24 protein-coding genes are annotated in these 25,456 nt (G+C 70.5%); 11 read left to right on the top strand and 13 right to left on the bottom strand.

Annotated features, from left to right (window positions below):
• Positions 1–96: 96 nt before the first annotated feature.
• Positions 97–1,281 carry an FAD-dependent oxidoreductase gene (locus NYZ98_RS02285; protein ID WP_262840748.1) on the top strand — a complete coding sequence of 395 codons (1,185 nt, stop codon included), beginning with the start codon at positions 97–99 and terminating at the stop codon, positions 1,279–1,281.
• A gap of 59 nt (positions 1,282–1,340) precedes the next feature.
• Here NYZ98_RS02285 and NYZ98_RS02290 read toward each other — a convergent pair whose 3' ends face one another.
• Complete coding sequence (locus tag NYZ98_RS02290; protein ID WP_262840749.1) at positions 1,341–3,161, bottom strand: AMP-binding protein; 1,821 nt, start codon at positions 3,159–3,161, stop codon at positions 1,341–1,343.
• Positions 3,162–3,330: 169 nt separating this feature from the next.
• Between NYZ98_RS02290 and NYZ98_RS02295 the strand changes: the two genes are divergently transcribed.
• Complete coding sequence (locus NYZ98_RS02295) at positions 3,331–4,554, top strand: DegT/DnrJ/EryC1/StrS family aminotransferase (RefSeq protein ID WP_262840750.1); 1,224 nt, start codon at positions 3,331–3,333, stop codon at positions 4,552–4,554.
• Here NYZ98_RS02295 and NYZ98_RS02300 read toward each other — a convergent pair.
• The 7 genes from NYZ98_RS02300 to NYZ98_RS02330 form a co-directional block, all read right to left on the bottom strand.
• Entirely contained in the window at positions 4,496–5,317 is an 822-nt protein-coding gene (locus tag NYZ98_RS02300) for an ABC transporter permease (protein ID WP_262840751.1), read from the bottom strand. The two genes, NYZ98_RS02295 and NYZ98_RS02300, sit on opposite strands and share 59 nt — an antisense overlap.
• Entirely contained in the window at positions 5,314–6,267 is a 954-nt protein-coding gene (locus NYZ98_RS02305; RefSeq protein ID WP_262840752.1) for an ATP-binding cassette domain-containing protein, read from the bottom strand. Before NYZ98_RS02305 ends, NYZ98_RS02300 begins: the two co-directional genes overlap by 4 nt.
• Positions 6,264–7,343 carry an NAD-dependent epimerase/dehydratase family protein gene (locus tag NYZ98_RS02310; RefSeq protein ID WP_262840753.1) on the bottom strand — a complete coding sequence of 360 codons (1,080 nt, stop codon included), beginning with the start codon at positions 7,341–7,343 and terminating at the stop codon, positions 6,264–6,266. The genes NYZ98_RS02305 and NYZ98_RS02310 overlap by 4 nt, the downstream gene beginning before the upstream one ends.
• Before the next feature lie 27 nt (positions 7,344–7,370).
• Complete coding sequence (locus NYZ98_RS02315; RefSeq protein WP_262840754.1) at positions 7,371–8,108, bottom strand: class I SAM-dependent methyltransferase; 738 nt, start codon at positions 8,106–8,108, stop codon at positions 7,371–7,373.
• A gap of 26 nt (positions 8,109–8,134) precedes the next feature.
• A complete protein-coding gene (locus NYZ98_RS02320; protein WP_262840755.1) occupies positions 8,135–9,616 on the bottom strand; it encodes a sialidase family protein in 1,482 nt (493 codons plus the stop codon).
• 66 nt (positions 9,617–9,682) lie between these two features.
• The gene (locus NYZ98_RS02325; protein WP_262840756.1) at positions 9,683–10,378 is read right to left on the bottom strand and encodes a PEP/pyruvate-binding domain-containing protein; all 696 of its coding nucleotides are present in this window, start codon (positions 10,376–10,378) and stop codon (positions 9,683–9,685) included.
• A 103-nt stretch (positions 10,379–10,481) separates the two neighbouring features.
• Positions 10,482–12,032, bottom strand: coding sequence for a multicopper oxidase family protein (locus tag NYZ98_RS02330; protein ID WP_262840757.1), 1,551 nt, complete (start codon positions 12,030–12,032; stop codon positions 10,482–10,484).
• A gap of 192 nt (positions 12,033–12,224) precedes the next feature.
• Between NYZ98_RS02330 and NYZ98_RS02335 the strand changes: the two genes are divergently transcribed.
• Positions 12,225–12,920, top strand: coding sequence for a permease prefix domain 1-containing protein (locus tag NYZ98_RS02335; RefSeq protein ID WP_262840880.1), 696 nt, complete (start codon positions 12,225–12,227; stop codon positions 12,918–12,920).
• Between the two features lie 211 nt (positions 12,921–13,131).
• Here the strand turns inward: NYZ98_RS02335 and NYZ98_RS02340 are convergent, their stop codons facing one another.
• Positions 13,132–13,488 carry a hypothetical protein gene (locus NYZ98_RS02340; RefSeq protein ID WP_262840758.1) on the bottom strand — a complete coding sequence of 119 codons (357 nt, stop codon included), beginning with the start codon at positions 13,486–13,488 and terminating at the stop codon, positions 13,132–13,134.
• A 128-nt stretch (positions 13,489–13,616) separates the two neighbouring features.
• Here NYZ98_RS02340 and NYZ98_RS02345 point away from each other — a divergent pair, with 128 nt between their 5' ends.
• The gene (locus NYZ98_RS02345; protein WP_262840759.1) at positions 13,617–13,880 is read left to right on the top strand and encodes a PadR family transcriptional regulator; all 264 of its coding nucleotides are present in this window, start codon (positions 13,617–13,619) and stop codon (positions 13,878–13,880) included.
• 83 nt (positions 13,881–13,963) lie between these two features.
• Here NYZ98_RS02345 and NYZ98_RS02350 read toward each other — a convergent pair whose 3' ends face one another.
• Positions 13,964–15,454, bottom strand: coding sequence for a multicopper oxidase family protein (locus NYZ98_RS02350; RefSeq protein WP_262840760.1), 1,491 nt, complete (start codon positions 15,452–15,454; stop codon positions 13,964–13,966).
• A 166-nt stretch (positions 15,455–15,620) separates the two neighbouring features.
• Between NYZ98_RS02350 and NYZ98_RS02355 the strand changes: the two genes are divergently transcribed.
• Positions 15,621–16,442 carry a class I SAM-dependent methyltransferase gene (locus tag NYZ98_RS02355; protein WP_262840761.1) on the top strand — a complete coding sequence of 274 codons (822 nt, stop codon included), beginning with the start codon at positions 15,621–15,623 and terminating at the stop codon, positions 16,440–16,442.
• 22 nt (positions 16,443–16,464) lie between these two features.
• Positions 16,465–17,610, top strand: coding sequence for a nucleotide disphospho-sugar-binding domain-containing protein (locus NYZ98_RS02360; protein WP_262840762.1), 1,146 nt, complete (start codon positions 16,465–16,467; stop codon positions 17,608–17,610).
• A gap of 21 nt (positions 17,611–17,631) precedes the next feature.
• Here the strand turns inward: NYZ98_RS02360 and NYZ98_RS02365 are convergent, their stop codons facing one another.
• A complete protein-coding gene (locus NYZ98_RS02365) occupies positions 17,632–18,831 on the bottom strand; it encodes a cytochrome P450 (RefSeq protein WP_262840763.1) in 1,200 nt (399 codons plus the stop codon).
• Positions 18,832–19,008: 177 nt separating this feature from the next.
• On the opposite strand from NYZ98_RS02365, the gene NYZ98_RS02370 reads away from it, so the two are divergent.
• On the top strand, positions 19,009–20,880 hold the full coding sequence (locus NYZ98_RS02370; protein ID WP_262840764.1) for a TIM-barrel domain-containing protein: 1,872 nt from the start codon (positions 19,009–19,011) through the stop codon (positions 20,878–20,880).
• 41 nt (positions 20,881–20,921) lie between these two features.
• Positions 20,922–21,413 carry an acetyl-CoA carboxylase biotin carboxyl carrier protein gene (gene accB, locus NYZ98_RS02375; RefSeq protein WP_262840765.1) on the top strand — a complete coding sequence of 164 codons (492 nt, stop codon included), beginning with the start codon at positions 20,922–20,924 and terminating at the stop codon, positions 21,411–21,413.
• Here the strand turns inward: accB and NYZ98_RS02380 are convergent.
• Entirely contained in the window at positions 21,388–21,561 is a 174-nt protein-coding gene (locus NYZ98_RS02380; RefSeq protein ID WP_262840766.1) for a hypothetical protein, read from the bottom strand. The two genes, accB and NYZ98_RS02380, sit on opposite strands and share 26 nt — an antisense overlap.
• A 115-nt stretch (positions 21,562–21,676) precedes the next feature.
• Between NYZ98_RS02380 and NYZ98_RS02385 the strand changes: the two genes are divergently transcribed.
• A complete protein-coding gene (locus NYZ98_RS02385) occupies positions 21,677–21,997 on the top strand; it encodes a PadR family transcriptional regulator (protein WP_262840767.1) in 321 nt (106 codons plus the stop codon).
• A 119-nt stretch (positions 21,998–22,116) separates the two neighbouring features.
• Here the strand turns inward: NYZ98_RS02385 and rfbB are convergent, their stop codons facing one another.
• Complete coding sequence (rfbB, locus tag NYZ98_RS02390) at positions 22,117–23,091, bottom strand: dTDP-glucose 4,6-dehydratase (protein WP_262840768.1); 975 nt, start codon at positions 23,089–23,091, stop codon at positions 22,117–22,119.
• A gap of 108 nt (positions 23,092–23,199) precedes the next feature.
• Here rfbB and NYZ98_RS02395 point away from each other — a divergent pair, with 108 nt between their 5' ends.
• Positions 23,200–23,487 (top strand): antibiotic biosynthesis monooxygenase family protein, encoded by a 288-nt coding sequence (locus NYZ98_RS02395; RefSeq protein ID WP_262840769.1) that lies wholly within the window; start codon positions 23,200–23,202, stop codon positions 23,485–23,487.
• Between the two features lie 211 nt (positions 23,488–23,698).
• The gene (locus NYZ98_RS02400) at positions 23,699–25,042 is read left to right on the top strand and encodes a PQQ-like beta-propeller repeat protein (RefSeq protein WP_262840770.1); all 1,344 of its coding nucleotides are present in this window, start codon (positions 23,699–23,701) and stop codon (positions 25,040–25,042) included.
• Positions 25,043–25,456 lie beyond the last annotated feature (414 nt).

The following is a 25,456-nucleotide window of genomic DNA, read 5'->3' on the forward strand; positions in this document are numbered from 1 at the left end:
TGAACTCCGCTCGAATCGCGCTGGTACGTAGCGGATGTCAAGCGACCTTCGAGCCGGTGCTGCGACCGTCGGCGCACGACGCTCAGGAGGACGAACATGTACGACGTGATCGTGGTGGGGGCACGCTGCGCGGGCTCCCCCACCGCAATGCTCCTCGCCCGCGCCGGCTACCGGGTGCTTCTCCTGGAGCGGGCGAGATTTCCGCGTGACACCCTGTCCACCCACTACCTCCACCAGCCGGGCGTGTCCCGCCTGGCCCGGTGGGGACTGCTGGACGCGGTGGCCGCGTCCGGCTGCCCGCCGCTCCACGAGACGGTGTACCAGGTCGGCGACGTCCGCCTGGTGGGCACCTCGGCCCCCGTCGACGGGTACGCCGAGGGGTACGCCCCCCGGCGCCACGTCCTGGACGCCATCCTCGCCGAGGGCGCGGCGGCCTCGGGCGCCGAGCTGCGCGAGGGCTGCACCGTCACCGGGCTGCTGTACGACGGCGACCGCGTGTGCGGGGTGCGCTGGCGGACCTCCGACGGCACCCAGTACGAGGAGCGGGCCTCGCTGGTCGTCGGGGCGGACGGCATGCGCTCCACGGTGGCGCGCCTGGCGGGCGCGGAGATCGTGATCGAGGACCCCCGGCTCACCTGCGTCTACTACACCTACTGGTCCGACGTCCCGTCGGTCTTCGAGCTCTACGAGGCGCCGGGCCGGTGGGTGGGCGCCGCCCCCACCAACGACGGCGCGACGTGCGTGGCCGCCTACTTCCCGCAGGACGAGTTCGAGACGGTCCGCGCCGACGTGGAGGGCGCGTACCTGGCGAACATCCGGGAGACCGCGCCCAGCATGTACGAGCGGCTGCGCGCGGGACGCCGGGTCGAGCGCATCTACGGCACGGGCGACCAGCAGAACTTCTTCCGCCGCGCGCACGGCCCCGGCTGGGCGCTGGTGGGCGACGCCGGCCACCACAAGGACTCGATCACCGCGCGCGGGATCAGCGACGCGTTCCTGCAGGCGGAGCTGCTCGCCGCCCACCTGGAGGGGGTCGACCCCGCCGACGACGCGGCGCTGTCGCGCGCGCTGCGGGGGTACGGCGACGACCGCGACCAGCGGCTCGCGGAGATCTACGAGAGCACCCTGATCGTGGCCAGGCTCAAGGTGACCGAGGAGAAGCTGGCGATGATGCGGGCCATCTCCGCGGACCCGGCCGACGTCGAACGGTACTTCTCGACGGTCGCCGGCGCCTGCTCCATCCGCGACCTGTACACCCCGGACCTGCTCGCCCGGCTCTGAGCGAGGGACGCGACGAAAGGCCCGGCCGCGCGGCCGGGCCTTTCGTACGTCCTGTCATCTCAGGAGGAGGTGGCCGCCAGGAAGGCCGGGGCGTCCAGGGCCTCGGCCATCCTGGCGGGGGTACGGCCGCGCAGGAACACCGCGACCGGCAGCTCCACGCCGCGCTCCTTGCCGACCCGGTTGGCGAGCTGGATCGCGACGATCGAGGTGGCGCCCTGCTGGAAGATGTCGTCCTCGGGCCCCACCGGCCGGCCGAGCAGCTCGCGCACGTGCCCGATCACGACGCCCAAGGTGCCCTCGTAGGTCTCGGCGGGCTCGGCCGCCGGCCCGTCGAGCAGGCGGGCCAGCGCCTCGTGGTCGATCTTCCCGATGGCCGTCACGGGCAGCGCGGCGACGCGGCGGATGACGTTGGGGACGAACGCCGCGGGGAACCGCGCCGCCACCTCAGCGTGCACCGCCGACTCCTCGGGGCGTCCCTCGGCGGCGGTGTAGAAGGCCGCCAGGGACTCCACCGCCGGCCCGCCGACGGGCAGCGGCACCACGACGGCGCTCCCCACCCCCTCGATCGCGCAGACGGCCTGCTCGACCTCGCCGGGGTCGACGCGCACGCCGCGCACCTTGAGCTGGCGGTCCTTGCGCCCCCGGTACCGGATCATGCCGTCCGCGGCGATCACGCCGAGGTCGCCGGTGAGGTAGACCCGGACGTCGCCGCCGTCCTCGCCGAGCGGCAGCACCGGGAAGCGGCGCGCGGTCTCCCGCTCGTCGTTCAGGTAGCACAGGGCTAGGCCCGCGCCCGAGACGGCGATCTCACCGGTCTCGCCCCAAGGGACGACCCGCCCGTCGTCGTCGAGCAGGTAGACGCCGGTGGCCGCGACCGGCGCGCCGATCGGGACCTCGTCCTCCTCCTCGCCGGTGGCCGCGTACCCCGTCGGGCACATCGTGGCCTCGACCGGCCCGTACAGGTTGAGCACCCGCAGGCCGGGCAGCTTCCTGATGGCCGTGGCGATGTGCTTGGCGGACGCCTTCTCCCCGCCGAGCAGCACCGCGCCGATCCCCGACAGCGCGCCGAGGTCGTCGTCCACGGTCGCGTTGAACAGCGTCGGGGTGAGGAACACGGTGTTGACGCCCTGGGCGACGGCCGAGCGGACGTCGTCGTACCCGAAGTGCTCGCTCTCGCGCAGGACGGTGGTGCCGCCGTTGACCAGCGGGCACCACACCTCGAAGCCGAACCCGTCCCAGGCCACCGACGCGGACTGGAGCATGACGGTGTGGTCCCCGAAGCCGATCAGCCGCTCCTTGGCGACCCGGATCGTGCCGCGGTGGGGGGACAGCACGCACTTGGGCGTCCCAGTGCTGCCGGAGGTGAAGAACACGCAGCACGCGTCGTCGGAGACGGGCGCTCCTGGCGGGCCCAGCGTCACCTCGCCGCGCCTGGCCGTCGCCGAGCCGTCCAGCAGCTCGCCGAGCCCGACCACCGGGACGCCCGCGACCGGCGGCCCCGCCTCGTCGGCCACCAGGACGCGCGCGCCCGTGCGGGCCAGCACGTCCTCGACCCGCGCGTGCGGCCAGTCCATGGGGATGGCGGTGTAGATCCCCCGCAGCTTCAGCACGCCGAGCAGCCCGGCGATCATCTCGGGGCTGCGCGTCGTGCGCACGGCCACGACCTGCGACCCCTCGATCCCCAGCGCCGTGAGCGTCGCGGCGGCGCGGTCCGCCTGGGCCACCAGGCCGGCGTAGCTGAGGTCCCGGCCCTTCGACCGCACGGCGGGGGCGTCCGGCCGTGCCCGCGCCCACCCCTCCACGAGCCGCTCGATACGGTCCCCGCCCTCGAAGTCCAGCTCCGGGCCGAGCAGGACCGACAGTGCCCTCGCGTCCGGCATCTCCACCACCTCATCCGGGCCGGGAGCCCCGGGCGGGGCCCTGCCCATCGGTCGTTCTCGGAGCCGCCACCATCGCACCGGCGGCTAGAGCAGCGCTCGTCCACCGCTCGACACCGGCGGCCGGACGTTCTTCGAGCCGCCTTCGAGGCGACGTTGTCACCCTGACGGCATGAAACAGACTCTTGCTGACCTGGCCATCTACGGAGGACCGCCGGCCTTCACCGAGTCCCTGTACGTCGGAAGGCCCAACATCGGCGACCGCAAGCTGCTCTTCGACCGGCTCGAGCAGGCGCTCGACCGGCGGTGGCTGACCAACCAGGGCCCGCTCGTGCGGGAGTTCGAGGAGCGGGTCGCCGGCCTGTCGGGCACCCGGCACTGCGTCGCCATGTGCAACGCCACGCTCGCCCTGCAGATCGGGGCACGCGCCATGGGCATGACCGGCGAGGTGATCATGCCGTCCTTCACCTTCGTCGCGACCCCGCACGCGCTGTCGTGGATCGGCATCAAGCCGGTCTTCTGCGACATCGACCCGCGCACCCACCTGATGGACCCCACGCACGTGGAGTCCCTCATCACCCCGGCCACCACCGGGATCCTGGGCGTCCACCTGTGGGGCCAGCCCTGCGCGCCGACCTCGCTGCCCCAGATCGCCGCCCGGTACGGGCTGCCGCTGCTGTACGACGCCGCGCACGCGGTCGCCACCCGGTGGAACGGCAGGCCGCTCGCCACGCTGGGGGACGCCACGGTCTTCAGCTTCCACGCCACCAAGTTCGTCAACGCCTTCGAGGGCGGCGCGCTGCTCACCGACGACGACGGGCTGGCGGCCACCGCGCGCGCCATGCGCAGCTTCGGGCAGACCGGCGAGGACCAGGTGTCACACCTGGGCACCAACGCCAAGATGTCGGAGGCCTCGGCCGCGATGGGGCTGACCTCGCTGGACGCCATGCCGGAGGTCGTCGCCAGGAACCTCGCCAACCACGGGCGTTACCTGAGCGAGCTGGCCGGCGTCCCCGGGGTCCGGGTCCTGCCGTTCGAGCGGGGCAACAACCACCAGTACGTCGTCATGGAGATCGACGAGCGGATCACCGGAGTGAGCCGCGACACCCTGCGCGCGATCCTCACCACCGAGAACGTCAACTGCCGGTCCTACTTCGCGCCCGGCTGCCACATGATGGACACCTACCCCGGCTCCCCCCGGCTGCCGCACACCGAGGCCGTCTCGCGGCGCGTGCTCGGCCTGCCCACGGGAACGGCCGTGAGCGACCTTGAAGTGATCCGGGTCTGCGAGATCATCCGGTTCACCGTCGCCCACGGCCACGAGATCGCGGCGCGCCTCAGGAGCGGCTCAGCCGCGCGAACTTCCGCCCGGCCACTGGCACCGACACCGCGATGATCACGATGGCCCACACCACCGCCGTCACGGTGGGGTGGGCCAGCGGTAGGGAGGCCGACTTCCACGCGCCGACTCCCGCAGAGGTGCCGAACAGCTCCCGTGCGCCGCTCACCACGGCGGTCAGGGGGTTCCACTCCGCGACCGGCCGCAGCCAGTCGGGGAGGCTCGGCAGCGGAACATAGGAACTGGACACGAACATGAGCGGGAAGACCCAGGTCAGGCCCGCCGCGGTGGCCGTCTGCGCGTTGGGCACCGACAGCCCGATCATCACGCCGAGCCACCCCACCGCGTAGGCGAAGACCTCGATGAGCAGGGCGCCGGCGAGCACGCCGCCGACCCCGTTCGGCGCACGCCACCCGACGACCAGCGCGACGCCCATCATGACGCCCAGCAGTGCCGTGTTGCGCACCAGGTCCGACACCGTACGGCCCAGCAGCACCGCCGCCCGGGCCAGGGGAAGCACCCGGAACCGGTCGATGATGCCCCGCTGGAGGTCCTCGGCCAGGCCGATCGCGGTGGACGCCGCGCTGAAGACGACGGTCTGGGTGAACACCCCCGCCATCAGGTAGTCCCGGTAGCTGCCCCCGTCGGGGAGCGCCACGATACCGCCGATCACGTACACGAACAGCAGCACGTTGGTGATGGGCTGGACCATCGTCCAGAACAGGGCCTGCGGCTCGCGCAGCACCTGCAGCAGGTGCCTGCGGGTGAGGACGAGCACGTCACTGACGGCCCATCCCACGCTCGCGACTGCCTCGGTCATCGCACACCGTCCTTCTCCGGCTCTCCGGTGAGCGCGAGGAACACCTCGTCGAGCGTCGGCCTTCGCAACGTGAAGTCCTCCAGCCGGACGCCGGCCGCGCCCAGCGACTGCAGCACCTCGCCGAGCAGCTCGGTGTCGTCGGTGACCGGGGCGGTCACCCGCAGGGCGCGCACGTTGACGACGGGCGCGCCCTTGACCACGGCCTCGACGATCCGCTCGGTCTTCTCCAGCATGTCGGCGGAGGCCACCACGATCTCCAGCGATCCGCCGCCGGCCAGGGACTTCAGCTCGCCGGGCGTCCCCTTGGCGACGACCCTGCCCTGGTCGACCAGGACGACGGTGTCGGCCAGGTTGTCGGCCTCCTCCAGGTACTGGGTCGTGAGCAGGATCGTGCGGCCCTCCCTGGCCAGCTCGGAGACGGTCTCCCACAGCCCGAGCCGGCTCCGCGGGTCCAGGCCCGTGGTCGGCTCGTCCAGGAAGACGACCGGCGGCCGGGACAGCAGGCAGGCGGCGAGGTCGAGCCGCCTGCGCAGGCCGCCGGAGTAGGTCCTGGTGCGGCGGGAGGCCACGTCGGTGAGGGCGAAGCGCTCGATGAGCTCCTCGGCCCTCACCTTGGCAGCCTTCCGCGGCAGCCGGGACAGCCGGCCGAACATCTGGAGGTTCTCCCGGCCGGTGAGCTGGTCGTCGACCGAGGTCTGCTGCCCGGTGACCCCGATCATCCGCCGGACGGCGGGGGCGTCGCGCGTCACGTCGACGCCCATGATCGTCGCCCGCCCGGCGTCGGGGCGCAGCAGCGTGGTGAGCACGCGCACCGCGGTGCTCTTCCCCGCGCCGTTCGGGCCGAGCAGCGCGAGCACGCTGCCCTCCGGCACGTCCAGGTCGAACCCGTCCAGCGCCCGGACCTTCCCGTACGTCTTGACCAGACCGTCGGCGACGATGGCGCCGGTCATTCGATCACCTCGGCACCGGCCCCGCCCCGGGGCGTCACATCGCGCAGGCGCGCCGTGGCGAACTCCTTGAAGCCGGCCTCGAAGCTCATCGTCGGGCGCCAGCCCAGCTCGCCCATCAGGCGGTCGGGGGACGCGGCGATGTGCCGGATGTCCCCCAGCCTGAAGACGCCGCTGATGTACGGCTCGCCGCCGCCCGCGGCCGAGGACAGCACGCGCGCCATGTCGATCAGGGGCCGGGGGTCCCCGCTCGCCACGTTGAAAGCGCGGAACCCGTCCCCCTCCCACGCCGCGGCGGCGACGTTCGCCGCCGCCACGTCGCTGACGTGGACGTAGTCGCGCAACTGGGTGCCGTCCTCGTACACGTTGGGCGCCTCACCCCGGTCGAGGGCGGAGCGGAAGGCCGCCACCGTCCCCGAATAGGCGCTCCCGTAGGAGATGTCGGGCCCGTACACGCTGTGGTAGCGCAGCGCGGCGCACCTGCCGCCCACCTCGTGCGCCCAGATCCTGCACAGGTACTCCTGGGCGAGCTTGGTGACCGCGTAGATGTTCCGCGGCTCCGCCTCGGCGTCCTCGTACACGGGCACCGCGGTGAGCGGCCGGCCGCAGTCCGGGCACGGCGGGTCGAACCGCCCCTCCCGGAGGTCCTCCTCGCGGCGCGGCACCGGGGTGACCTCGCCGTGCTCGGCGCAGGAGTACCGGCCCTCGCCGTACACCACCACCGAGCTCGCGAGGACCAGGCGCTTGGGGCCCTTCCGCGCCATGGCGGCCAGCAGCGCCGCCGTGCCGAGGTCGTTGCACCCGACGTACTTGGCCGCGTCGAAGATCTCCCGTCCGCGGCCGGGGAGCGCGGCCTGGTGGCACACCAGGTCCACGCCCGTGACGGCGCGCTCCGCCGCCCCCTCGTCACGCAGGTCCGCCCAGATGGTCTCCGCGCCCTCCGGAGCCTCCGGCCGGGTCGGGCCGTGCGCGTCCTCCAGCGCGGCGTCGATCACACGGACCTCGTGACCCTGGGCGAGAAAGGCCGCCACGACCTGTCTTCCGATGAAACCGGCACCGCCGGTGACCAGGATGCGCACTTGGATCCTCCTGCCCTTCGGCGGCCGTCAGGCCTTGACGACGAAACTCACGAAATAGCGGGCCTTGGTGACCTCGATGACCTCACCGAACTCCTGGAGCAGCAGCGGCTCGACCTCCTTGGTCCCCAGCAGGTGGCTGCGGTAGGAGGCGGGACGCACGCGGCCGCCGGTGGCGCGCAGCATCAGCGCGCCGCCGAAGAACCGGGCGCAGTTGATGAAGTGCCGGATACTGCCGTGCTTGTGGCGCTGCTCCTCGTGGAAGTGGTCGATCGTCCACAGGTTCCCGACCAGGATCGCGCCGGGCGCCATGAAGGACTTCAGCCGCCGCAGCACCTGGCGGACGTTGCCGAGGTGGTGGATGGCGTCGACGCACATCACCATGTCGGCCTCGCCGAGCCCGTGGTCGGCCCAGAAGTCGCCGCACTTCAGCTTGAGCGCGGGGTGCTTCACCCGCTTGCCGGCGATCTCGATCGCCTGGGGCGAGATGTCGAGGGCGGTGATCTCGGTGGCCGGGGTCAGCTCGGCGGCCATCGCGGTGAACTCACCGGTGCCACAGCCGAACTCGAGGACCGTGCCGACGTTCTGGGCGTGCGAGGTCATCAGCGCCGCGATGTCCTTCTTGACGAGCTGGAGCTGGTCACCGAAGACCGGCACGCGCTCCAGCGTGTCGCGGTCCCAGAAGCGCTGCGACCAGTAGGAAGCCCCATCGGGGGGGTAACGCCGCACGATTCGTGCCCCGGCACCCGCCATCATTTCCGCGAACATGTTCGTTCCTCTCGTTGATGTGGCCGTCAGGGCGACGGTGCCCGTACGACATGGATGTCCTGTGGGTTGTCAGGTGTGTCGTTGGTCAGGACGAGGGCCGCGTAGAAGCCCGCCCTGGTGTGCCCGAGCCCGACGGAGGTGCCGAGGAAGGGGGCTCCCGACCAGGTGGCCGCCTTCTCGATGTCGAACGGCCCCGCCAGGTGGCGTTCCCGCCACAGGCCGGGCAGTCCGGCGCAGAGCAGGCTCCTGCAGGTCACCATCCACACGTCGGTGGGCGCGCCCGGGTCGGGGGTGTTGTTGCGGAAGTCGTGGTAGGTGACGGCGACGTTGCCATCATCGTCCACGTCGACCTGGGGGAGGAAGGCCTGGCCCGCGCCGCCTGGAGGGCTTTGCGGGGACTTGTCCACCCGGATGGGCCGCGTCCAGTGCCGGCCGCCGTCGAAGGAGGCCGACAGCCCGATGGAGCTGCGGCTGGTCGCCAGGCTCCCGTCGCCCCAGACCGCGTACAGCGCTCCGGTGCGCCGATCCACCGCGATGTCGGGGATCAGGCCACGCGCGCTGACCGGGCTGGTCACGTCGGGGAGCAGGGGGTCGTTCACCACGGTCGTGGTGACGGTGACCGGCGCCGACCAGGTGGTACCGCCGTCGGTGGAGCGGACGGACCTGATCCGCGAGGCCAGGGCCGGGGTCGGCGGACCGGCGACCGGGAAGTCGCCCTCGTAGAACAGCTCGACGAGGTCCCCGTTGGGCTCGACCACGATCTGGTTGCCGACCGTCCCCGCGCCCGCGTCGGCGGGCTCGTAGATCGGTCGGGCCGGCTCCCAGGTGACACCGCCGTCGAGCGTGCGGCTGAACATGAGCTGGTGCTGGTTGTCCTCCGCCCGCGCCCTGTTCCACACCACGTAGGCGCGGGAGGGGGAGCGCGGGTCGGTGGTCACCGACGGGCGGTCGTTGAAGTAGGCGGGACTGGGGTCCTGGGTGAGCGCGGCCGGTCCGGTCCAGGTGCTCCCGTCGTCATCCGAACGGTAGGCGAGGACGGCGGTCACGTTGCCGAACGACATGGCCATGGCCACGGCGAACAGGCGCCCGTCCGTGGCGTAGGCCACCGCGGGGTTGCTCGTGCTGGTGAAGGTCCCGCCGGAGCACTTGGTGAGCCCGGGGAGCGGGGAGCCCGCCCAGGTCCGCCCCGCGTCGCGGCTGGTCGCCACCACGATCCCGCCACGGGCGGCTCCCGTGGTCGAGCGGTCCTGCTGCCAGCCGACGGCCAGGCGCCGGGGGTCGTGGGGCCGGGTCGCGAGCCAGGGCTCGAACTCGGTGTTGGGCACCCGCGATGCGTCCGCACAGGCGGCGAACGGGGTCGCCCCGGAGACGACGACCGACGCCGGGTCCGGTTGGGTGGCGGCGTCGGCTCGGTACGGGGCACCGGCGAGCATGAGGGTGCCGATGCTCATGGCGGCCAGCGCCGCACCCATGCGTGCGGGCCGCCGGTTGATCGTGTTGCCGGTCATGGCAGGAGTATGTGCCGGTAGGGCTTTACCTCTGCTCGAAGACCGCTCGAAGGGAGGAGGACCGGGTCAGGCGTAGCCGCCCGTGCCGGTCAGCCTGGGCCCCAGCAACGTCAGCGAGAACTCGACGGGGACCTCCCTGTTCATCTGTTCCATCACGCGCAGGCCGCGCGTGGCGAGGTCCCGCACCTGATCACCACTGAGACAGAGCACGTTGCGCAGATGGAATGCCGTGGACACCCGCGACACCCCCACCTCGGCGGGGACGTCCCGCCAGGGTTTTACGGCACGTTCCACAATCTGAAGGGCCAGGTCAGAACGCCGCAGAACGAAGTTGTCAGCGCTCACACCCCCGGCGAGCAAGTCCTCGCCGAGACCCCAGCAGGCCCTCACCTGGACCGTGCAGGGATCGGGGGTGGTCACGACGGCCGACACCCGCGCCGGGACGAAACTCTGGGCGACGAGCAGGACGCCGTGCCCGACATCCTGTCTCGCCGCCCTGGCGAGGATCTCCAGGGCCGCGCTCTCGACGGCTTCTGCGCCGCGGATGTTGCGAAAGGTGAGAGGAGGGGGCACGGAGTCGACACCGGCGACGCACAGGCGCACGTCCACCGAGGGATCGGCCTCGTTCTGGCCGAACTCGTCATAGGCGCCGTAGGCGATGAGGCCGAGCGGGCCCAGCTCACCTCCGGGCGGCATCCTCTCCGGCGGCACGACGACACAGAAGCCCGCCGGTCCGTTCCACTCCTCGACGAGACTCCGCATTCGGGTGGCAGCCACTCCGAGTGGGGTGTCCAAGGACGCGGGCGGCCCGTCCAGCCACAGGAGCCGGACACCACCGTGGAGCGCTCCCATTGATCCGGGCCTCCTAGCTCGAGACCTCATAGTCCGCCATCATCCCCATGTCCTCGTGCTCCAGGTTGTGACAGTGGAGCATGTAGCGGCCTTCGTAACCGGTGAACTTGACGATTATCCGGGTCTTCTGGCCGGCCGTCAGTCCGACCGTGTCTTTCAGACCGGCATCGGCCTTGCGCTCGTCGTCGCCCAGGACCTGGAATTGGTCGAGGTGCAGGTGCACCGGATGGTTCGCACCGTCGATGTCGAGATTCCAGATCTCCACGTCACCTATGCGAGGTGTCGCGAAGTTCTTACCGGGTTCGTACGTTTCGCCGTTAATTGTCCAGCTGTGCTCGTCGCCGCGTTCGAAGGCGAAGTCGCGGGTCTTGACGGCCTTGCCCGGGTCGAGGGTCTCGTATTGGGACAAACGAGCCGGAATGGTGCTGTCGTCGGTGGCTTTTCGCGTAACCCGAAATTTCATGACCTGTGCGGTTGAGTCGTCACCCAGCCCGTTGAGCATGGTGATCTCGGTGCCTGGACGGTACTTCGAGAAGTCCACCACCACGTCATACCTCTCGGCCGGCGCCACCGTCACCGACGTGCGCCTCAGCGGCGCCTTGAGCAGTCCTCCATCGCTGCCGATCTGGACGAACGGGATGGCGCCCTTCTGGTCGAAGGTCAGGCGGTAGCGCCGCGCGTTGGAGGCGTTGAGCAGGCGGAAGCGGTAGCGCACCGCCGCCACCTCCAGGATCGGCCACGGGGCGCCGTTGACCAGGATGACGTCGCCGAGCACCCCGACGTCGTACCCCTCCTTGAGGCCGGGCTTGGCGCCGGTGGGGTCGGCGGCCGGGTAGAGGAACTCGCCGTTCTCCGAGAACGACCGGTCGGCGATCATGAGCGGGACCTCGTACTCCCCCTTGGGCAGCGGGAGCGAGTCCTCCTCGTCGTCGCGCAGGATGTGAAAGCCGGCCAGGCCCCGGTAGACCGAGGGGCCGGTGAAGTCCATCCGGTGGTCGTGGTACCAGAGCGTGGCCGCCCGCTGGTCCTGGGGGTAGGTGTAGTCCTTGGCGCCGTCGCTGACGCGGACGGGCGTCATGCCGCGGTGCGTGCCGTGGCTGGTGCCGTTCTGGCCGCCGCCCACGGGCGTCACCAGGTCGAGCGGGTAGCCGTCGCTGTCGGACGGGGTGTGGCCGCCGTGCAGGTGCGTCGTGGTGGGCACCGGCAGCTCGTTGCGGTGCCGCACCACGATGCGCCGCCCACTGCGGCTGTCGATCGTGGGACCTGGGAAGATCCCGTTGTACGCCCACACCGTGGTGGCCAGGCCGGGAAGGATCTCGGCCTTCGCCACCTTCTGCACGATGTCGTAGTAATCGGTGGACCCATCGGACCTCGACGGCTTCAGGACCGGCGGGATCGGCAAGGGGACGGCGAACATCTTGGGAGATTTCGCGTCACTGCCGAACACGCTGCCGTTCTCTGGATCGGCGTTCGGCTGGCAGCCGACCGCCCCCCACGCCGCGGCACCGACCAGTAAGCCTGCTCCCCCCGACATTCTCAGAAAATCTCTTCGGGTCTGGGACATGAAAGACCACCCTTCGTATCCATTCCGTCACCTGCTACTAAAAAACTCTACATGTAGACACTCTACTTATGCATCTTAGGGTCGAGTAAACTTCGAGTAGGGGTTAAAGTTAGGATCGGATCCCGTGTATAGGACGGCCCTGCCGGGAGGCGGCACATGAGTCAGAGTCCGATCGACTCTTACGTCATGGAGATGAATCGGAGCTTGAGTGGCCCTCGTCGGCTCAAGGCGGACCTTCTCCTTGAAGCACGTGACAGCCTTGACGACGCGGCGGAGGCATACCGCGAGGCTGGTTATCACCACACCGAGGCAGACTCGATGGCCCTGGCCGACTTCGGCACGGTCCCCGAGGTCGCTCCCGCCTATCAGCGCGAGCTCGCCCTCGCGCAGGCACGCCGTACCGCGCGCTGGTTCGTCGTGCTCATGGCCGCGCAGATGTTCCTCGCCGACGAGAGCTGGCAGTCGACGGGCGCGTGGTCCGATCGCGACCCCGCCCCCCTGTACCTGGTGTTCACCCGATTCTGGGACTACAGCCAACTGATCTTCGTCATCGTCGCGGTGGGTGCCCTGTTCACGTTCGGTCTCGGCGTCCGCTACGTCAGTGCTCCGTGGCGGTTCGCACGGGTCACCGGAATGGTGACATTGTCGGTACTCGGCCTCAAGGCGCTCGCCTCGGCCGTCTTCCTGATGGCGACCCCCCATCTCGCCTCCGGGATGGTCTCCTCCATCTCCCTGACCCGCCCCGGCTCGCTGCTGACCCTTGTGGGGCTCGCGATCTGGGTGCTGCCCAACTGGTACGTCGCGATCTCCGCCGTCCGCTGCATAGCGATCTCCACGGCCCGCAGGCTCGGCACCACCGACCTGTCGCGCCGCCGCTCCGCCCTGTGACCCCGGCCCCCGCGGTCGTGACCCCGGCCCATCCGGTCGGGTTCCCGGCCCCTGTGGTCGTGTCCCCGGCCCCTCAAGCGCTCGTGTCCCCGGCCGCCGAAGCGGTCGGGTTTCCGGCCCAGGAAGCGCGGAACCGGGACCCATGGGGCCGGTGGCCGCACCCCTGAGTCCCGGCAGGCGGGGACTTCTTCGATCGTGCGCTCTTGTGTCCTCAGCGACCGCTGCGCGGCGGGAGGAAGTACCGATTGGCCGGCCCGATCCAGAGCAGGACCACGATGCCCACTTCGAGCACCAGCTCGACCAGCGCGACGGCACGGATGAGAAGCGGATGTGACTGGGTGATCGGGTCCAGCGCACGGAAGACTCCGACCACCAGCAGCAGCGTCGTGATGACGCGCATGAGGTTGTTACCTTGACGGACTGACAGCGTGAGCGCGACGAACAGCGCCGCCAGCACGACCGAGGTCACCGCCTCCCAGGTCGTGAACGGCGCGTCCCCGAGGCCGAAGGCCAGGAGCCGGTCGACCACGAAGAGCCCGGTGAGCCCGAACAGGGCCGACGTGGCCATGTTCACCGTCGCGGGTGGCGCTTGTGGCACTCTCTGGTAAGACTGGGCCATCATCTTCACACCTCTTCCTCGACTCTTCTTCGGGATCCCTCCTTCAAGGGTATTTACTCTACCTGTAGGCTGTCTACATGACAGGGTCCTACTTCCTCGATGACATCGACCGCGAAGTCCTCGCGGTGCTGGAACGTGGGCCCCTGTACGGGTACCTGATCATGGAGGCGCTCCGCCTCCGGCTGGGGGTCGAGTTCCATCTCCCCACCGGAGGCCTCTTCCCCGTCCTGCGCCGCCTGGAGCGGCTCGGGTACATAAGGAGTGCCTGGGTGACCGTGGAGAACCGCGAGCGGCGCACCTACGAGCTGACCGAGGTGGGTCACCAGGCGCGGTCCCTGTGACCGCGCCCGGCCCGATCCCGTTCGTGGTCCCGGACACGGCGCCCGGCCGTACGCCGGGCGCGTCCTCGGTGACCGTGCCACGCCTATCGGGTGATCTCCATCTGGGCCATCATCGCCATGGACGAGTGCTCCAGCAGGTGGCAGTGGTAGACGTACCGGCCGGTGTAGCCGTCGAACCGCACCTTGAACGACACGTTGGACCCCGACCGCACGGTCACGGTGTCCTTCAGCCCGGCCTCGTGCCCGATCACCGGCAGGCCATCGCGCTCCACCACCTGGAACTGCGCCAGGTGCAGGTGCATGTTGTGCGGGATGGGCGGCCCGCCGGCGGGGTTGTGGATCCGCCACAGTTCCGTGGTGCCCAGCTTGACGTTCTGGTCCACCCGCGTGGGGTCGAAGGTCTTGCCGTCCAGCAGGAACGTGCCCGTGGCCAGGTCCATGCTGAACGAGACGTCCCGGGTGACCGTGGGCTCCCCGAGGTCGGGCAGCGGGCGCAGCGTCGCGGGGATCACGCTCTCGTCGTCGTCGGCGTCGCCCACCACGTCGAACCGCAGCACGTTGCGGGTGCTGTCCTCGCTCCCCCGGTCGTTCACCAGCACGACCTGCGTGCCGGTCGCGTACCGCGTGAAGTCCACCACGACCTCGACCCGCTCGCCCGGCCACACGGCCACCGAGGTCGCCGGCACCGGGGCCGGGAGCAGGCCGCCGTCCGAGGCGATCTGGACCAGTTCACCATCGGCCCCGAGGGTGAGGTTCAGGTCCCGATCCAGGCAGGTGTTGAGCAGCCGGAAGCGGTACTTGCGCCGCTTGACCCGGAAGAACGGCTGCGCCCGCCCGTTGACCAGCACGGTCTTGCGGTCGCGGAAGCCGCCCATGGCGTAGACGAGCTGGCCCAGCTCGTCGAACTGCGCGTCGCGGAACATCAGCGGCACGTCGTGCGCGCCGCTGGGCAGCCGCAGGCGGTCCTCGACGTCGTCCTTGATCGTGTAGAAGCCCGCGAGGCCCCGGTAGACGTGCTCGGCCTCCAGGTGGTGGGCGTGGTCGTGATACCACAGCGTGGCGCCCGCCTGGCGGTTCGGGTAGGTGTAGACGCGCGACGAACCCGGGTCGAAGGTGTCCATCGGGTGGCCGTCGCTCTCCGGCGGCACGTGCCCGCCGTGCAGGTGCACGGCCGTCGGGTCGGACATCCCGTTCGTCTGCGTGATCACGATCTTGCGGCCCGCGCGGGCGCGGATGGTCGGCCCGGTGAACTGCCCGCCGTAGGACAGGACGTCCGTACGGAACCCGGGGAAGATCTCCACCTGGGCCGGCCTGATCGTCATCCGGTAGTAGTCCGTGGTCAGGGTCGACAACAGCGGCGACAGCACCGGCGGGATGAGCAGGGCCCGTGTGAACGGCGTGACCGTGGGCGCCACCCCCGCCGACACCAGGGTCGCCCCGTGGGCGTGCGCGCCGTGCGCCCCCCTGGTCAGCTCCAGCACGCGCTCCGAGGGCGACATGGCCGCCCGGATGGGCACCACCGCGGCGAGACCGCCGAGCGTGCCGAGTTTGATCATGTTTCTTCTGCTGAGCATGACGCCTCCACCTTCCCGATCACCGGCCCGCATGCTGGCCTCGCCGCCTGGAGTTCCGGTCCAGAACGGCTCGTGGGAGTGGCCCTCCATCGGCCCTCGACCACCTGTCGAGCCGTCGCTGTCAGCGTCTGACCGAGTCCGTGAGACATCGGCAAGGAGAGAGCTCATGATCGGTCGCCGGGTGTTGCCGCAAGAGCAACTCGAATGGAACGAGCGCTGGGGCGTGCCCTACGGGCACGACTGCAAGGATCTGTCGATCGCGCAGCGGATCGAGGATCCCGATCCGTCGCGCTTCGGCCCGTTCGCCTATCAGCGCAACAATCACACCAGGCTGTTCGAGTACCCCTGGGCGTACTTCACCGCGAAGACCGAGCCGGGGATGCGCGTCATCGACGTCGGCGGCGGCCTGGGCGGTCTGCAGTATGTACTGGCCTCGGAGGGATGCGAGGTCGTGAACGTCGACCCCGAGGCCCGCGAGGTGGAGGACTGGGCCGACAAGCGCGGCTGGACCGGCTTCCCCTCGGTCGGCGTGCCGCTCACCGAGCTGAACCACAAGCGGCTGAACGACGCGTTCGGCACCTCGGTCCAGCTCGTCACCGACAAGATCCAGGACGTCGACCTGGCCAAGGGCACCTTCGACCGCGCGTACTGCCTCTCGGTGATCGAGCACGTCGATCAGCAGGAGGCCCAGGAGATGCTCAAGGCGATCTACTCGCTGCTCGCCCCCGGCGGCGTGTGCCTGCTGACCATCGACCTGTTCCTGGACTGCAAGCCGTTCGGCGTGCTGGACCACAACGTGTGGGGCTCCAACATCGACGTCCACGAGCTGGTCACCGGGCACGGGTTCGAGATCGTCGCGGGGGACCCGCGCGAGCTGCTCGGCTTCCCCGAGTTCGACCTGGACCGGGTCGTCGGCCTGATCCCCGACCTGCTCATGGGGTACTTCTCCGCACTGTCGCAGGCGGTCGCGCTGAGGAAGCCGGCCTGATCTGACGAAGGGGCGCACGCCGATGCGAGTACTGTTCGCGACCTGGGCCACCAGGTCGCACTACTACCCTCTGGTGCCGCTGGCCTGGGCGTTGCGGGCGGCCGGCCACGAGGTGCGGATCGCCGGCCAGCCCGACGCGGGTGACATGGTGACGGGGTCCGGCCTGCCCTTCGTGCCCGCCGGGCCCTCGCTCGACCTCGGGGCGATCATCGAGCGCATCCGGGTCCGTCCGTCCGAGGACGCGAGCCGGCAGGAGCGGGAACACGCCCGCTCCGACACGGCCGTCCGGATGTTCATGGCCGGCTCCGAGGCGATGGCGGACGACCTGGTCGCCTTCGCCAGGAGCTGGCGGCCGGACCTCGTGGTGTACGAGCCCCGGGGCTACGCGGCGATGAAGGCCGCCCAGGTGCTGGGCGTGCCGGCCGTGCGCTCGCTCTCGGGCGGCACCGACTACACCTACGTCCGGGAGGAGATCGAGCGGCCGACCCTCGCGCCGCTGTGGGAACGCTTCGGCCTGGGGGATCCGCACGGCGCGCTGACCCTGGACCCCTGCCCGCCGTCGCTCCAGGTGGACGGCCCGCTCCCCCGGCATTTCATGCGCTATGTCCCCTTCAACGGCGGCGGTGCCGTCCCCGCGTGGCTGAGGGAACCCCGGACGCGTCCGCGCGTCCTGGTGACCTTCGGCGTCACCTTCGCCAAGCACGCGGGCAACCTGCAGCCCGTGCGGCTGGCGACCGAGGCGGTGAGCGGCCTCGACGTGGACGTCGTCGTCGCCGCGTTCGCCGAGCAGCGGGCGATGCTCGGCGCCCTGCCGGAGAGCGTGACGCTGGTCGAGTCGATGCCCCTGCACCTTCTGCTGCCGACGGTGTCAGCAGTGGTGCACCAGGGCGGGGCCGGCACCATGCTCACGTCGGCGGCCTGCGGCGTGCCGCAGATGGTCCTGCCGTCGATCGCGGACGAGCCGCTGAACGCCCGGCGCCTGCAGGAGCAGGGCGCGGGCCGCCACGTCCACCTCGCCGACGCGGACCACGACGTGATCCGCGCCGAAGTGGCGGCCCTGCTCGACCAGGACTCCCACCGTGACGCGGCCCTCAAGCTCAAGGAGGAGATCGAGGGCCAGGTCACGCCCGCCGACGTGGTCGGCGTGCTGGAGTCGCTGGCAGGCTGAGCACCGTGCGGCTCACCACCCTCAGCGGGCGGTGAGCCGCACCGTCAGTTCCTTGGGTCCGCGGATGGTGAGGTTGTCCTTGTAGGGCACCGCGTCGGTGGCCAGCTCGATGTCCCCGACCTTGGTGACCAGCGACTCGAACGCCAGCCGGGCCTCCAGCCGGGCCAGCCCCGCGCCCAGGCAGAAGTGCACGCCTCCGTCGAAGGCGATGTGCCGGTTGGCCGGGCGGCCGACGTCCAGCCGGTCGGGGTCGTCGAACACCTCGGGGTCGCGGTTGGCCGCCCCCCGTACGAGCACCACCTGGTCGCCGCGCGCGATGTCGTGCCCGGCCAGTTCGAGGTCGGCCAGGACGGTGCGCCGGGTGAGCTGGGTCGGCGGGTCGTACCGCAGGAACTCCTCGACCCCGCTGTCCAGCAGGCGCGGGTCGTCGCGAAGGCGCTTCAGCTCGCCGGGGTTGCGCATCAGGGCCAGCGTCCCGTTGCTCAGCAGGTCCGTGGTGGTCTCGTGCCCGGCCACGTAGATCATGGTGCAGGTCGCCAGCAGCTCGCCCTCGCTCAGCGCCGACCCGTTGTCGCGCGCCGCGATGAGCTCGGTGAGCAGGTCGTCCCCGCCCTCGCGGCGCCGCTCGGCGACCAGCTCCCTGAAGTAGCCGTCGAACGCGGCCAGCGCCTCGTCACGCTCGCGCTTCTCGTCCGAGGTCCGCTGGTAGTCGGGGTCGACGCCGCGGGCGATCACCCGGGACCATCCTCTGACCAGCTCGCGGTCCTGCGACGGCACCCCGAGCAGCTCGCTGATCACCGTCGCCGGCAGGGGATGGAAGCACGACTCGACCAGGTCGGCCTCGCCCTTCTCGATGGCCTCGTCCACCATCGAGTCGACGAGCCGCTTGATCCAGGGGCTGAGCCGCTGCACCCTGCGCGGGGTGAATGCCCGGTTCACCAGCGAACGCTGCCGGGTGTGCTCGGGGGGGTCGAGCAGGATGAACGGCATGGCCTGGCTGGGCGCCGGGCGCCGCCAGTTGCTCTTGTCCAGCAGCCGTTGCCGCGACCCGTGCCCGAACCGCGCGTCGCGCAGGACCTCCGTGCAGTCCCGGAAGCGGGTCAGGACCCAGGCTCCGCGCGGCGAGCGCCAGACCGGGGCGGTCTCTCTCAGCCGGCTGTAGTAGGGGTAGGGGTCCGCGCGGTGCGCCGGATCGAAGGGATCGAAGTCGATCTCCGCCATGTCAGTCTCCCTCTTCAGACGCGAGACAGGGTGACAGGCCGCTCTCGAAGGCGGCTTTAGCCGAGATCCAGGTGGCGCCCCCCGTCGGCCCGACCCCGGACCGACACGTACTCCAGCGACCTTCGAGTGCCGGCGGTGAGCATTGCCGCACACAGTCTGCTCGAGGAGGAGTGGTACATGCGGGAATCCCAGACCGTACTCGAGCGACCGGCCTTCCGGTTACGGCTCGGCGGTCCGACCGCACCGTTCGTCCATCTGGATTTCGAGACGTTCACGCAGCCGCTGCTGATAGGCGTGGGTGTGGACGCTCCGGAAGCGCTTGACCGCGAGATCGATCTGGTCGACAGGACCATCGCAGACAGGGGAGAGTACGAGCGCATCACCTGGACCGCGAAGAGCACCCGCTGGGACAAGTTCTACCATCTCGACGTCTACCGCGACCGGCTCGAGTTCCACGCCGAGGTGATCGGGAACGGCCCGATCTCCGCCGTGCGGTACTTCGAGACCGTGGAGGACGCGACGTTCCGGGAGCACTTCGCGCTCACCAAGCACTTCAACGACAAACGACACACACCGGTCCGCGCCTACTCGCGGCCGTCCCCCACGGCGTTCCGCCGGGTCTTCAGCCCGGAGCCGAACACCTACGGGCGTCAGGAGTTCCAGCCCTACGAGAACGTCCAGATCAGCGTGAACGCCGACCTGGACTACCAGGGCGGCAACCTCGTCGCCAACCCCGGCCTGCTCTGCTTCGCGGTCGCCGCGCGGCCCGAGCACGAGTGGCTGACCTTCGGCCTGCGCGTGCAGCCGGGGGAGTACCACTTCTCCGACTACGAGTACGTGGGGGGAGAGGGGTTCGGTCTGCACCTGTCCTGCCCGGGAGAGGTGTGGGTCGAGGGGCGCGCCGAGACGCCGCGCGTGGTGATGGTGCTCGACCGCGACCCCGAGCTGGCGCTGCGGTCGTACGTGACGGCGTTGCGCGCCCCGGTGGCGCGCGGCGCGTTCACCGACGCGGCGGTGAGCGGCGCGACCGTGCCGAGCGCCTCCGCAGGGGAGCGCCCGTCGTGGTGGAGCCGGCCGATCGTCTCCGGGTGGGGGCACCAGTCCTACCAGGGCGACCTGTTCCGGATCCGCAGCCCGAGGGAGCGGCAGAAGGACAACGCCGTCTACACCCTGTGCACCGAGCCGAACTACCGCGACATCGTCCGGCGCCTGGACGACCGTGAGGTCCCCTGGGGCACGCTGGTCATCGACGCCCGGTGGTTCCTCGCGGCCGGGCTGAAGAACCTGGACCCGGGGCGCTGGCCCGACATGCGGGGCTTCGTGGACCACGTCCACTCCACGGGCAGGCGCGTCCTGCTGTGGTGGGGGCCGTGGGACCCCGAAGGGCTGCCGGACGACGAGTGCGTGCTGTACCGCCCGGCCGACCGGCCGGCCCGCCCGCTCAAACGCGGCAAGTGGGACCGGCTGCGCCCGGGCTCGAAGGTCGCGATCGACGTCACGCTGCCGCAGGCCCGCGAGCGCATCCGGCGGCAGCTCCGCCAGGTGCTCGGGTCGGGACCCGGGTGCTTCGACATCGACGGCCTGAAGATCGACCACGTCTCGGCGACGCCCGCCGTCGACGGCATGGCCTTCAACGCGGGGTCACGCCGGCTGTTCGGCATCGAGGCGGCCAAGGAGATGCACCGGCTGATCTACCAGACCGCCAAGGAGATCAAACCGGACGCCCTCATCATGGGGCAGTCCCCCAACCCCTATTTCGCCGACGTCCTCGACATGGTGCGTCTGGGCGACATCTACACGCGCGACCGCGACTCGGTCGTGGCCGACATGGCGTTCCGCGCCCGGATGGCCCGCATCGCCGACGAGAACTGGCTGATCGACACCGACGGATGGCCGCTGCCGTCCCTGTCGGCGTTCCGCGAGTACGTGGAGGCGCAACCGGGGCTCGGCGTGCCGAGCCTGTACTACGCCACCCATCTCGACACCACGGGCGAAGCACTCACCGAGGCGGAGTTCGCCCTCATCAGGTCGGCCTGGGCGGACCTGTGAACCAACGACAGGCCTGGATCTGCAGGGAAAGGAGCTGAGCCATGAGCGAGCGCGCTGGGCACACGCCCACGTTGGAGGAACTGTGGCGCCACGCCACCGGGGTCATCGACGCCGGAGCGGGCCCGGTGCGGCGGATCAAGCTGTCCGCCGGGGAGACGAGCGTCGAGATCGAGTGGCCCGAGCACGTCGGCGCCGCGGCCTATGTGCCGCTCGCCGCGGTGGCCACCGTCCCGGCGAGCCTGCCGGCGGCCGTACACGGCGTCGCCGACCTCCAGCCCGACCCGGCGGCGCACCAGGTGTGCGCCCCGCTGGTCGGGACCTTCTACCGCGCCCCGTCCCCGGGCGCCAAGCCGTTCGTCGAAGTCGGGGACACGGTGGTGGCCGGGCAGCGGGTGGCCATCGTCGAGGCGATGAAGCTGATGAACGGGGTCGAGGCCGACCGCGACGGCCTGGTCACCGCCATCCTGGTCGAGGACGCCACGTCGGTGGAGTACGGCCAGCCGCTGATCACCATCGATCCAATGGATGAATGACGAAGTCGTCCGCCCAAGACTCGTCGTCGGCCGGACTGCCCGGCCCGTGCGGGTCGGTCCAATGCAGGTAGCCGATCCAGGTGAGGCTGGACGCCAGCCCCGCCAGGATCGTGCGCAGCAGGGACCGGCCCGCGTTCGACGTTTCCACGATTCCTCCACCACTTATCTAGGGGCCGTAGGTAAACAGGCCACCGAACAAAAAAATTGACAGATCGTCTGGAGGTACTCATGGGCTTCAGAATCGATACATGTAGAATGCCGATATGAAGCTCGACACACTCCGGGGGCATCTGGACGCGTTGGTGCTGGCAGTGCTCGAGCCCGGTCCTCTTCACGGCTACGCCATCATCAGCACCCTGCGGACCCGCAGCGGAGACACCCTCGACCTTCCCACCGGCACCATCTACCCAGCCCTGCGACGCCTGGAGCATGCCGAGTACGTCTCCAGTGACTGGAGCATCGTCGGAGGCCGCAAGAGGCGCACCTATGAGCTGACCGCCGCGGGCCGCCGCGCTCTGGCAAGTGAGCGCGACACCTGGAAGGCGTTCAGCAACATCGTCGCAGGGGTTCTCGGAACAGACTGAGCAGTAGCTCTCAGCACCGTCTGAGCGGTTCCCGGACCAGACCGAGCGATCCTCGGGTCGGGCCGGGCGGTTCTCAGGACAGGCTGAGCAGCCAGGATCGGGGCAGGCCGGCGGCCGGACTAACCAAGGTCCGGCCGGAGCGGCTCCCACCACTCCCGGTTCTCCTGGTACCACCGCACCGTCTCGGCCAGCCCGTCGTCGAAGGAGATGCGGGCCTCGTAGCCGACCTCCCGCCGGGCCTTGTCCACGTTCAGCGAGTACCGCTGGTCGTGCCCCAGCCGGTCGGCCACCCTGCGCACCCGCTCCGGCCCCGCGCCGCACATCTCCAGCAGCCGTTCGGTCAGCGAGCGATTGGTCAGCTCCACACCCCAGCCGAGGTGGTAGACCTCACCGGGACGTCCCTTGCCGAGGACCAGGTCGATCCCCCGGCAGTGGTCGTCCACATGCACCCACTGGCGCACCACCTGGCCGTCGCCGTACAGCGGCACGTCCCGCCCCGACAGCAGGTTCGTCACGAAGAGCGGGATGAGCTTCTCCGGGAACTGGTGCGGACCGTAGTTGTTGGAACAGCGGGTGATGCACACCGGCAGTCCGTGCGTGTGATGGTAGGCCTGCATGATCAGGTCGCTGCCGGCCTTGGACGCCGAGTACGGCGAGCTCGGGCACAGCGGCGCGTCCTCCGACCACGAGCCCTCGGCGATCGAGCCGTAGACCTCGTCGGTCGACACGTGCACGACGCGTTCGATGTTCCGTCGCAGGCAGGAGTCGGCCAGGGTCTGCGTCCCCAGCACGTTGGTCCGGACGAAGACGCCCGGGTCGGTGATCGAGCGGTCCACATGCGACTCGGCCGCGAAGTGGACGACGGCGTCATGGCCGGGCAGCAGGTCCATGAGCAGGTCGCGGTCGCAGATGTCGCCGCGCACGAAGGACAGCCGAGGGTTGTCCATGGGTAGGTTCGACGTGGTGCCGGCGTAGGTCAGCTTGTCGAGAACCGTCACCTCGGCGTCTTCACACCCGGCGTACTGGTCGTCGAGCAGACAGCGGACGTAGTGGCTTCCGATGAAGCCCGCGCCTCCAGTTACGAGGATCCTCATGCGCCAAGGCTGGCCTGTCCACCTCGGGCAACGATCGAATGCCGGTGGAAGCACCTGGTGAAAGGCCCCTTCGAGCGCGCTTCGAGCGCGCACGTCCATGCTCGGGACATGAGTGTGCTCGTGTTCGTCCACTACCGGGGTCCCGAGAGGCCGCTCAGGAGCGGTTACGCGCAGACCGCGGGGCAGCTCGCCGCCACCCCCGGCCTGCTCGGCGTCGAGCTCCTGCGCGGCGTCGGCGGCGAGGACCGCTGGGTGCTGCTCATGCGGTGGTCCGGAATGGACGCCTACCAGTCCTGGGAGGGGGAACTGCGCCGCCTCGGCCACCCCTCCCCGCTGCGCCCGTTCCAGGACCGCTCACGGCCCGGCGGCCACTACGAGATCTTCACGGAGAACTGACGGGCCCATTCACGCGCTTATGGGAACGCGATTAATACCCGTGGTCGCGTGACCTTTTCTCAGCGGCCTGACTGATATCCGGTGAATGAGTTTCCGAAACCGCGCCCGTTTCGCACGGCGCGTGCCCGGGAACCGCGCGGCGGATGGAACGATCACTGCGTCCCGCACGTCTTCAGTGCGATATACCGGACCGCATGAGCGGAAGACGTGGATGACGGTTCGACGTGCCGCCGTGCTGGCCGCCGCGGCGCTGACGGCCGCCGCCTGCGCCGGCGGGACCGCACCCGCGAAGCCCACGGGCCCGCCGTCCCCGACGCCGCAGAACCTCGGGGTGGTGGTCGACGAGGCGCCCTCGCTGCGGCCCCTCCCGCTGGGCCGCGAGCCGCTCTGGACCCAGGACACCAAGGGCGCCGTGAAGTACATCAGCGCCGCCGCGCTGCACGGCGACGCGGCGGTCATCGTGGGCGGTCTCAGGAAGAAGGAGACCCGGCTGGTGGTCGCGGACGCGGCGACGGGAAAGGTGCGCTGGTCGGTCGGGGAATTCGGTCCCCTGCGCGGCGGAGGCGGCGCGGTCTGGCTCGACATGGCCTACGGCCGCTCGCGGACGCCCCAGATCGTGGGCAAGGGCGCCGATTGGGGGATCCTCGCCAACTACTATCTGACCGGATGCCGGCACCCCACAGGGCTGTGCCCGCTCGGGTCGGGTCCCTCCGACGAGACCGGGGTGGCCCTGCTGTCGGGCAGGGACGGCAGCGTCCGCTGGCGGCTCCCGCTCGTGCCGGCCAGGACGGGCAGGGCCGCCAGGGCGGCGAACCGGCTGCGGGGGGTGCTGGAGACGTCCGGCGGAAAGATCGCCCTGGCCACCGTGGCCCCCTCGCCCACCGGAGGCTTCGGCGACGTCCGCCTGGTCGCCGTCGACGTGGCCACCGGGCGGCGGCTGTGGACGCGGTCCGGCGTGCAGCCGGTGATGGTCTCCGGCGACCTGGTGCTCGGCCGCGTCGCCGGTGGCACGGGCGGGTCGAGGCTCGACCTGGGCGGCGGGTCCGTCGTCGCCCTGGACGCGGCGACGGGCCGTACCCGCTGGGAGCCGTCCCCCCGCATGCCCGCCTCGCTCCCGGCGCTGGCCGCCGGGAATCTGCCCATGGTCAGAGAGGTCAAGGACGGGCGTCTTGGACCGCCCCTCGTCCTCGACCCCGGGACCGGCCGCGAGATCGCCCGCCTGCCCGAGTTCGTCACCGGCTGCCAGACCGACGGCGTGAGCCTGATCGCCTGCGAGTACTCCGACCTGCGGCAGCGCCGGCTGGTCACGATCCGGCTGGACGGCCGCGAGGTCAGGGTCGCCAGGCGTGAGCTCCCCGACGCCACCCTCGCGGCCGTGTGGCGGGGTCACGTCTTCCTGGACGACCGGCACGATCGCGGCTACGAGGTGGACCGCTCGGCGAACGTCCTCGCCGACGACCTTCCCGGCGAGCCCGTCGCGCTCTCCGAGGGTTACGCGATCTTCCAGGGGCGGTACTCCGAGATGCCGGGGTACTCCGTCCACAGGGTGGGCTGAGCGCCCGTCGCGGTGATCCCGGCCATTCGGGAATGGCCTTCGTACGCGTGAAAGTTTCATTCTGGCCGCATTAGGCCAGGACGCGTTTCATGTGGCAGGACGGCGTTCCACTGTATGCACGAAACATTCAGCGGTCGCGGCGGTGGACTCCGAACTTGACCCCCTGATTTCCCGGACGTAAAAGTGCGGAGAAGTTCGGCAGCGCTTCCTGCACTTCGCACTAGAGCGTCACCGCGGACGGCCCTGTCCTCGCGCACCCGCGAAGGCCCGGCCATGTCCAGAGCCCTTGGCCAAGGGATCGCGGACGGCCCCTCCGGCCGCCCGCCGGTCGGCGCCACGTCATGCCAGGACGTGGCCGCGCGTCCCACCGGATCGCTTTTCGCGGATCCGGCCCGGTACGCGGGCCACGGCCCG

This window comes from Sphaerisporangium corydalis, assembly GCF_025506355.1.
Classification (GTDB): Bacteria; Actinomycetota; Actinomycetes; order Streptosporangiales; family Streptosporangiaceae; genus Sphaerisporangium; species Sphaerisporangium corydalis.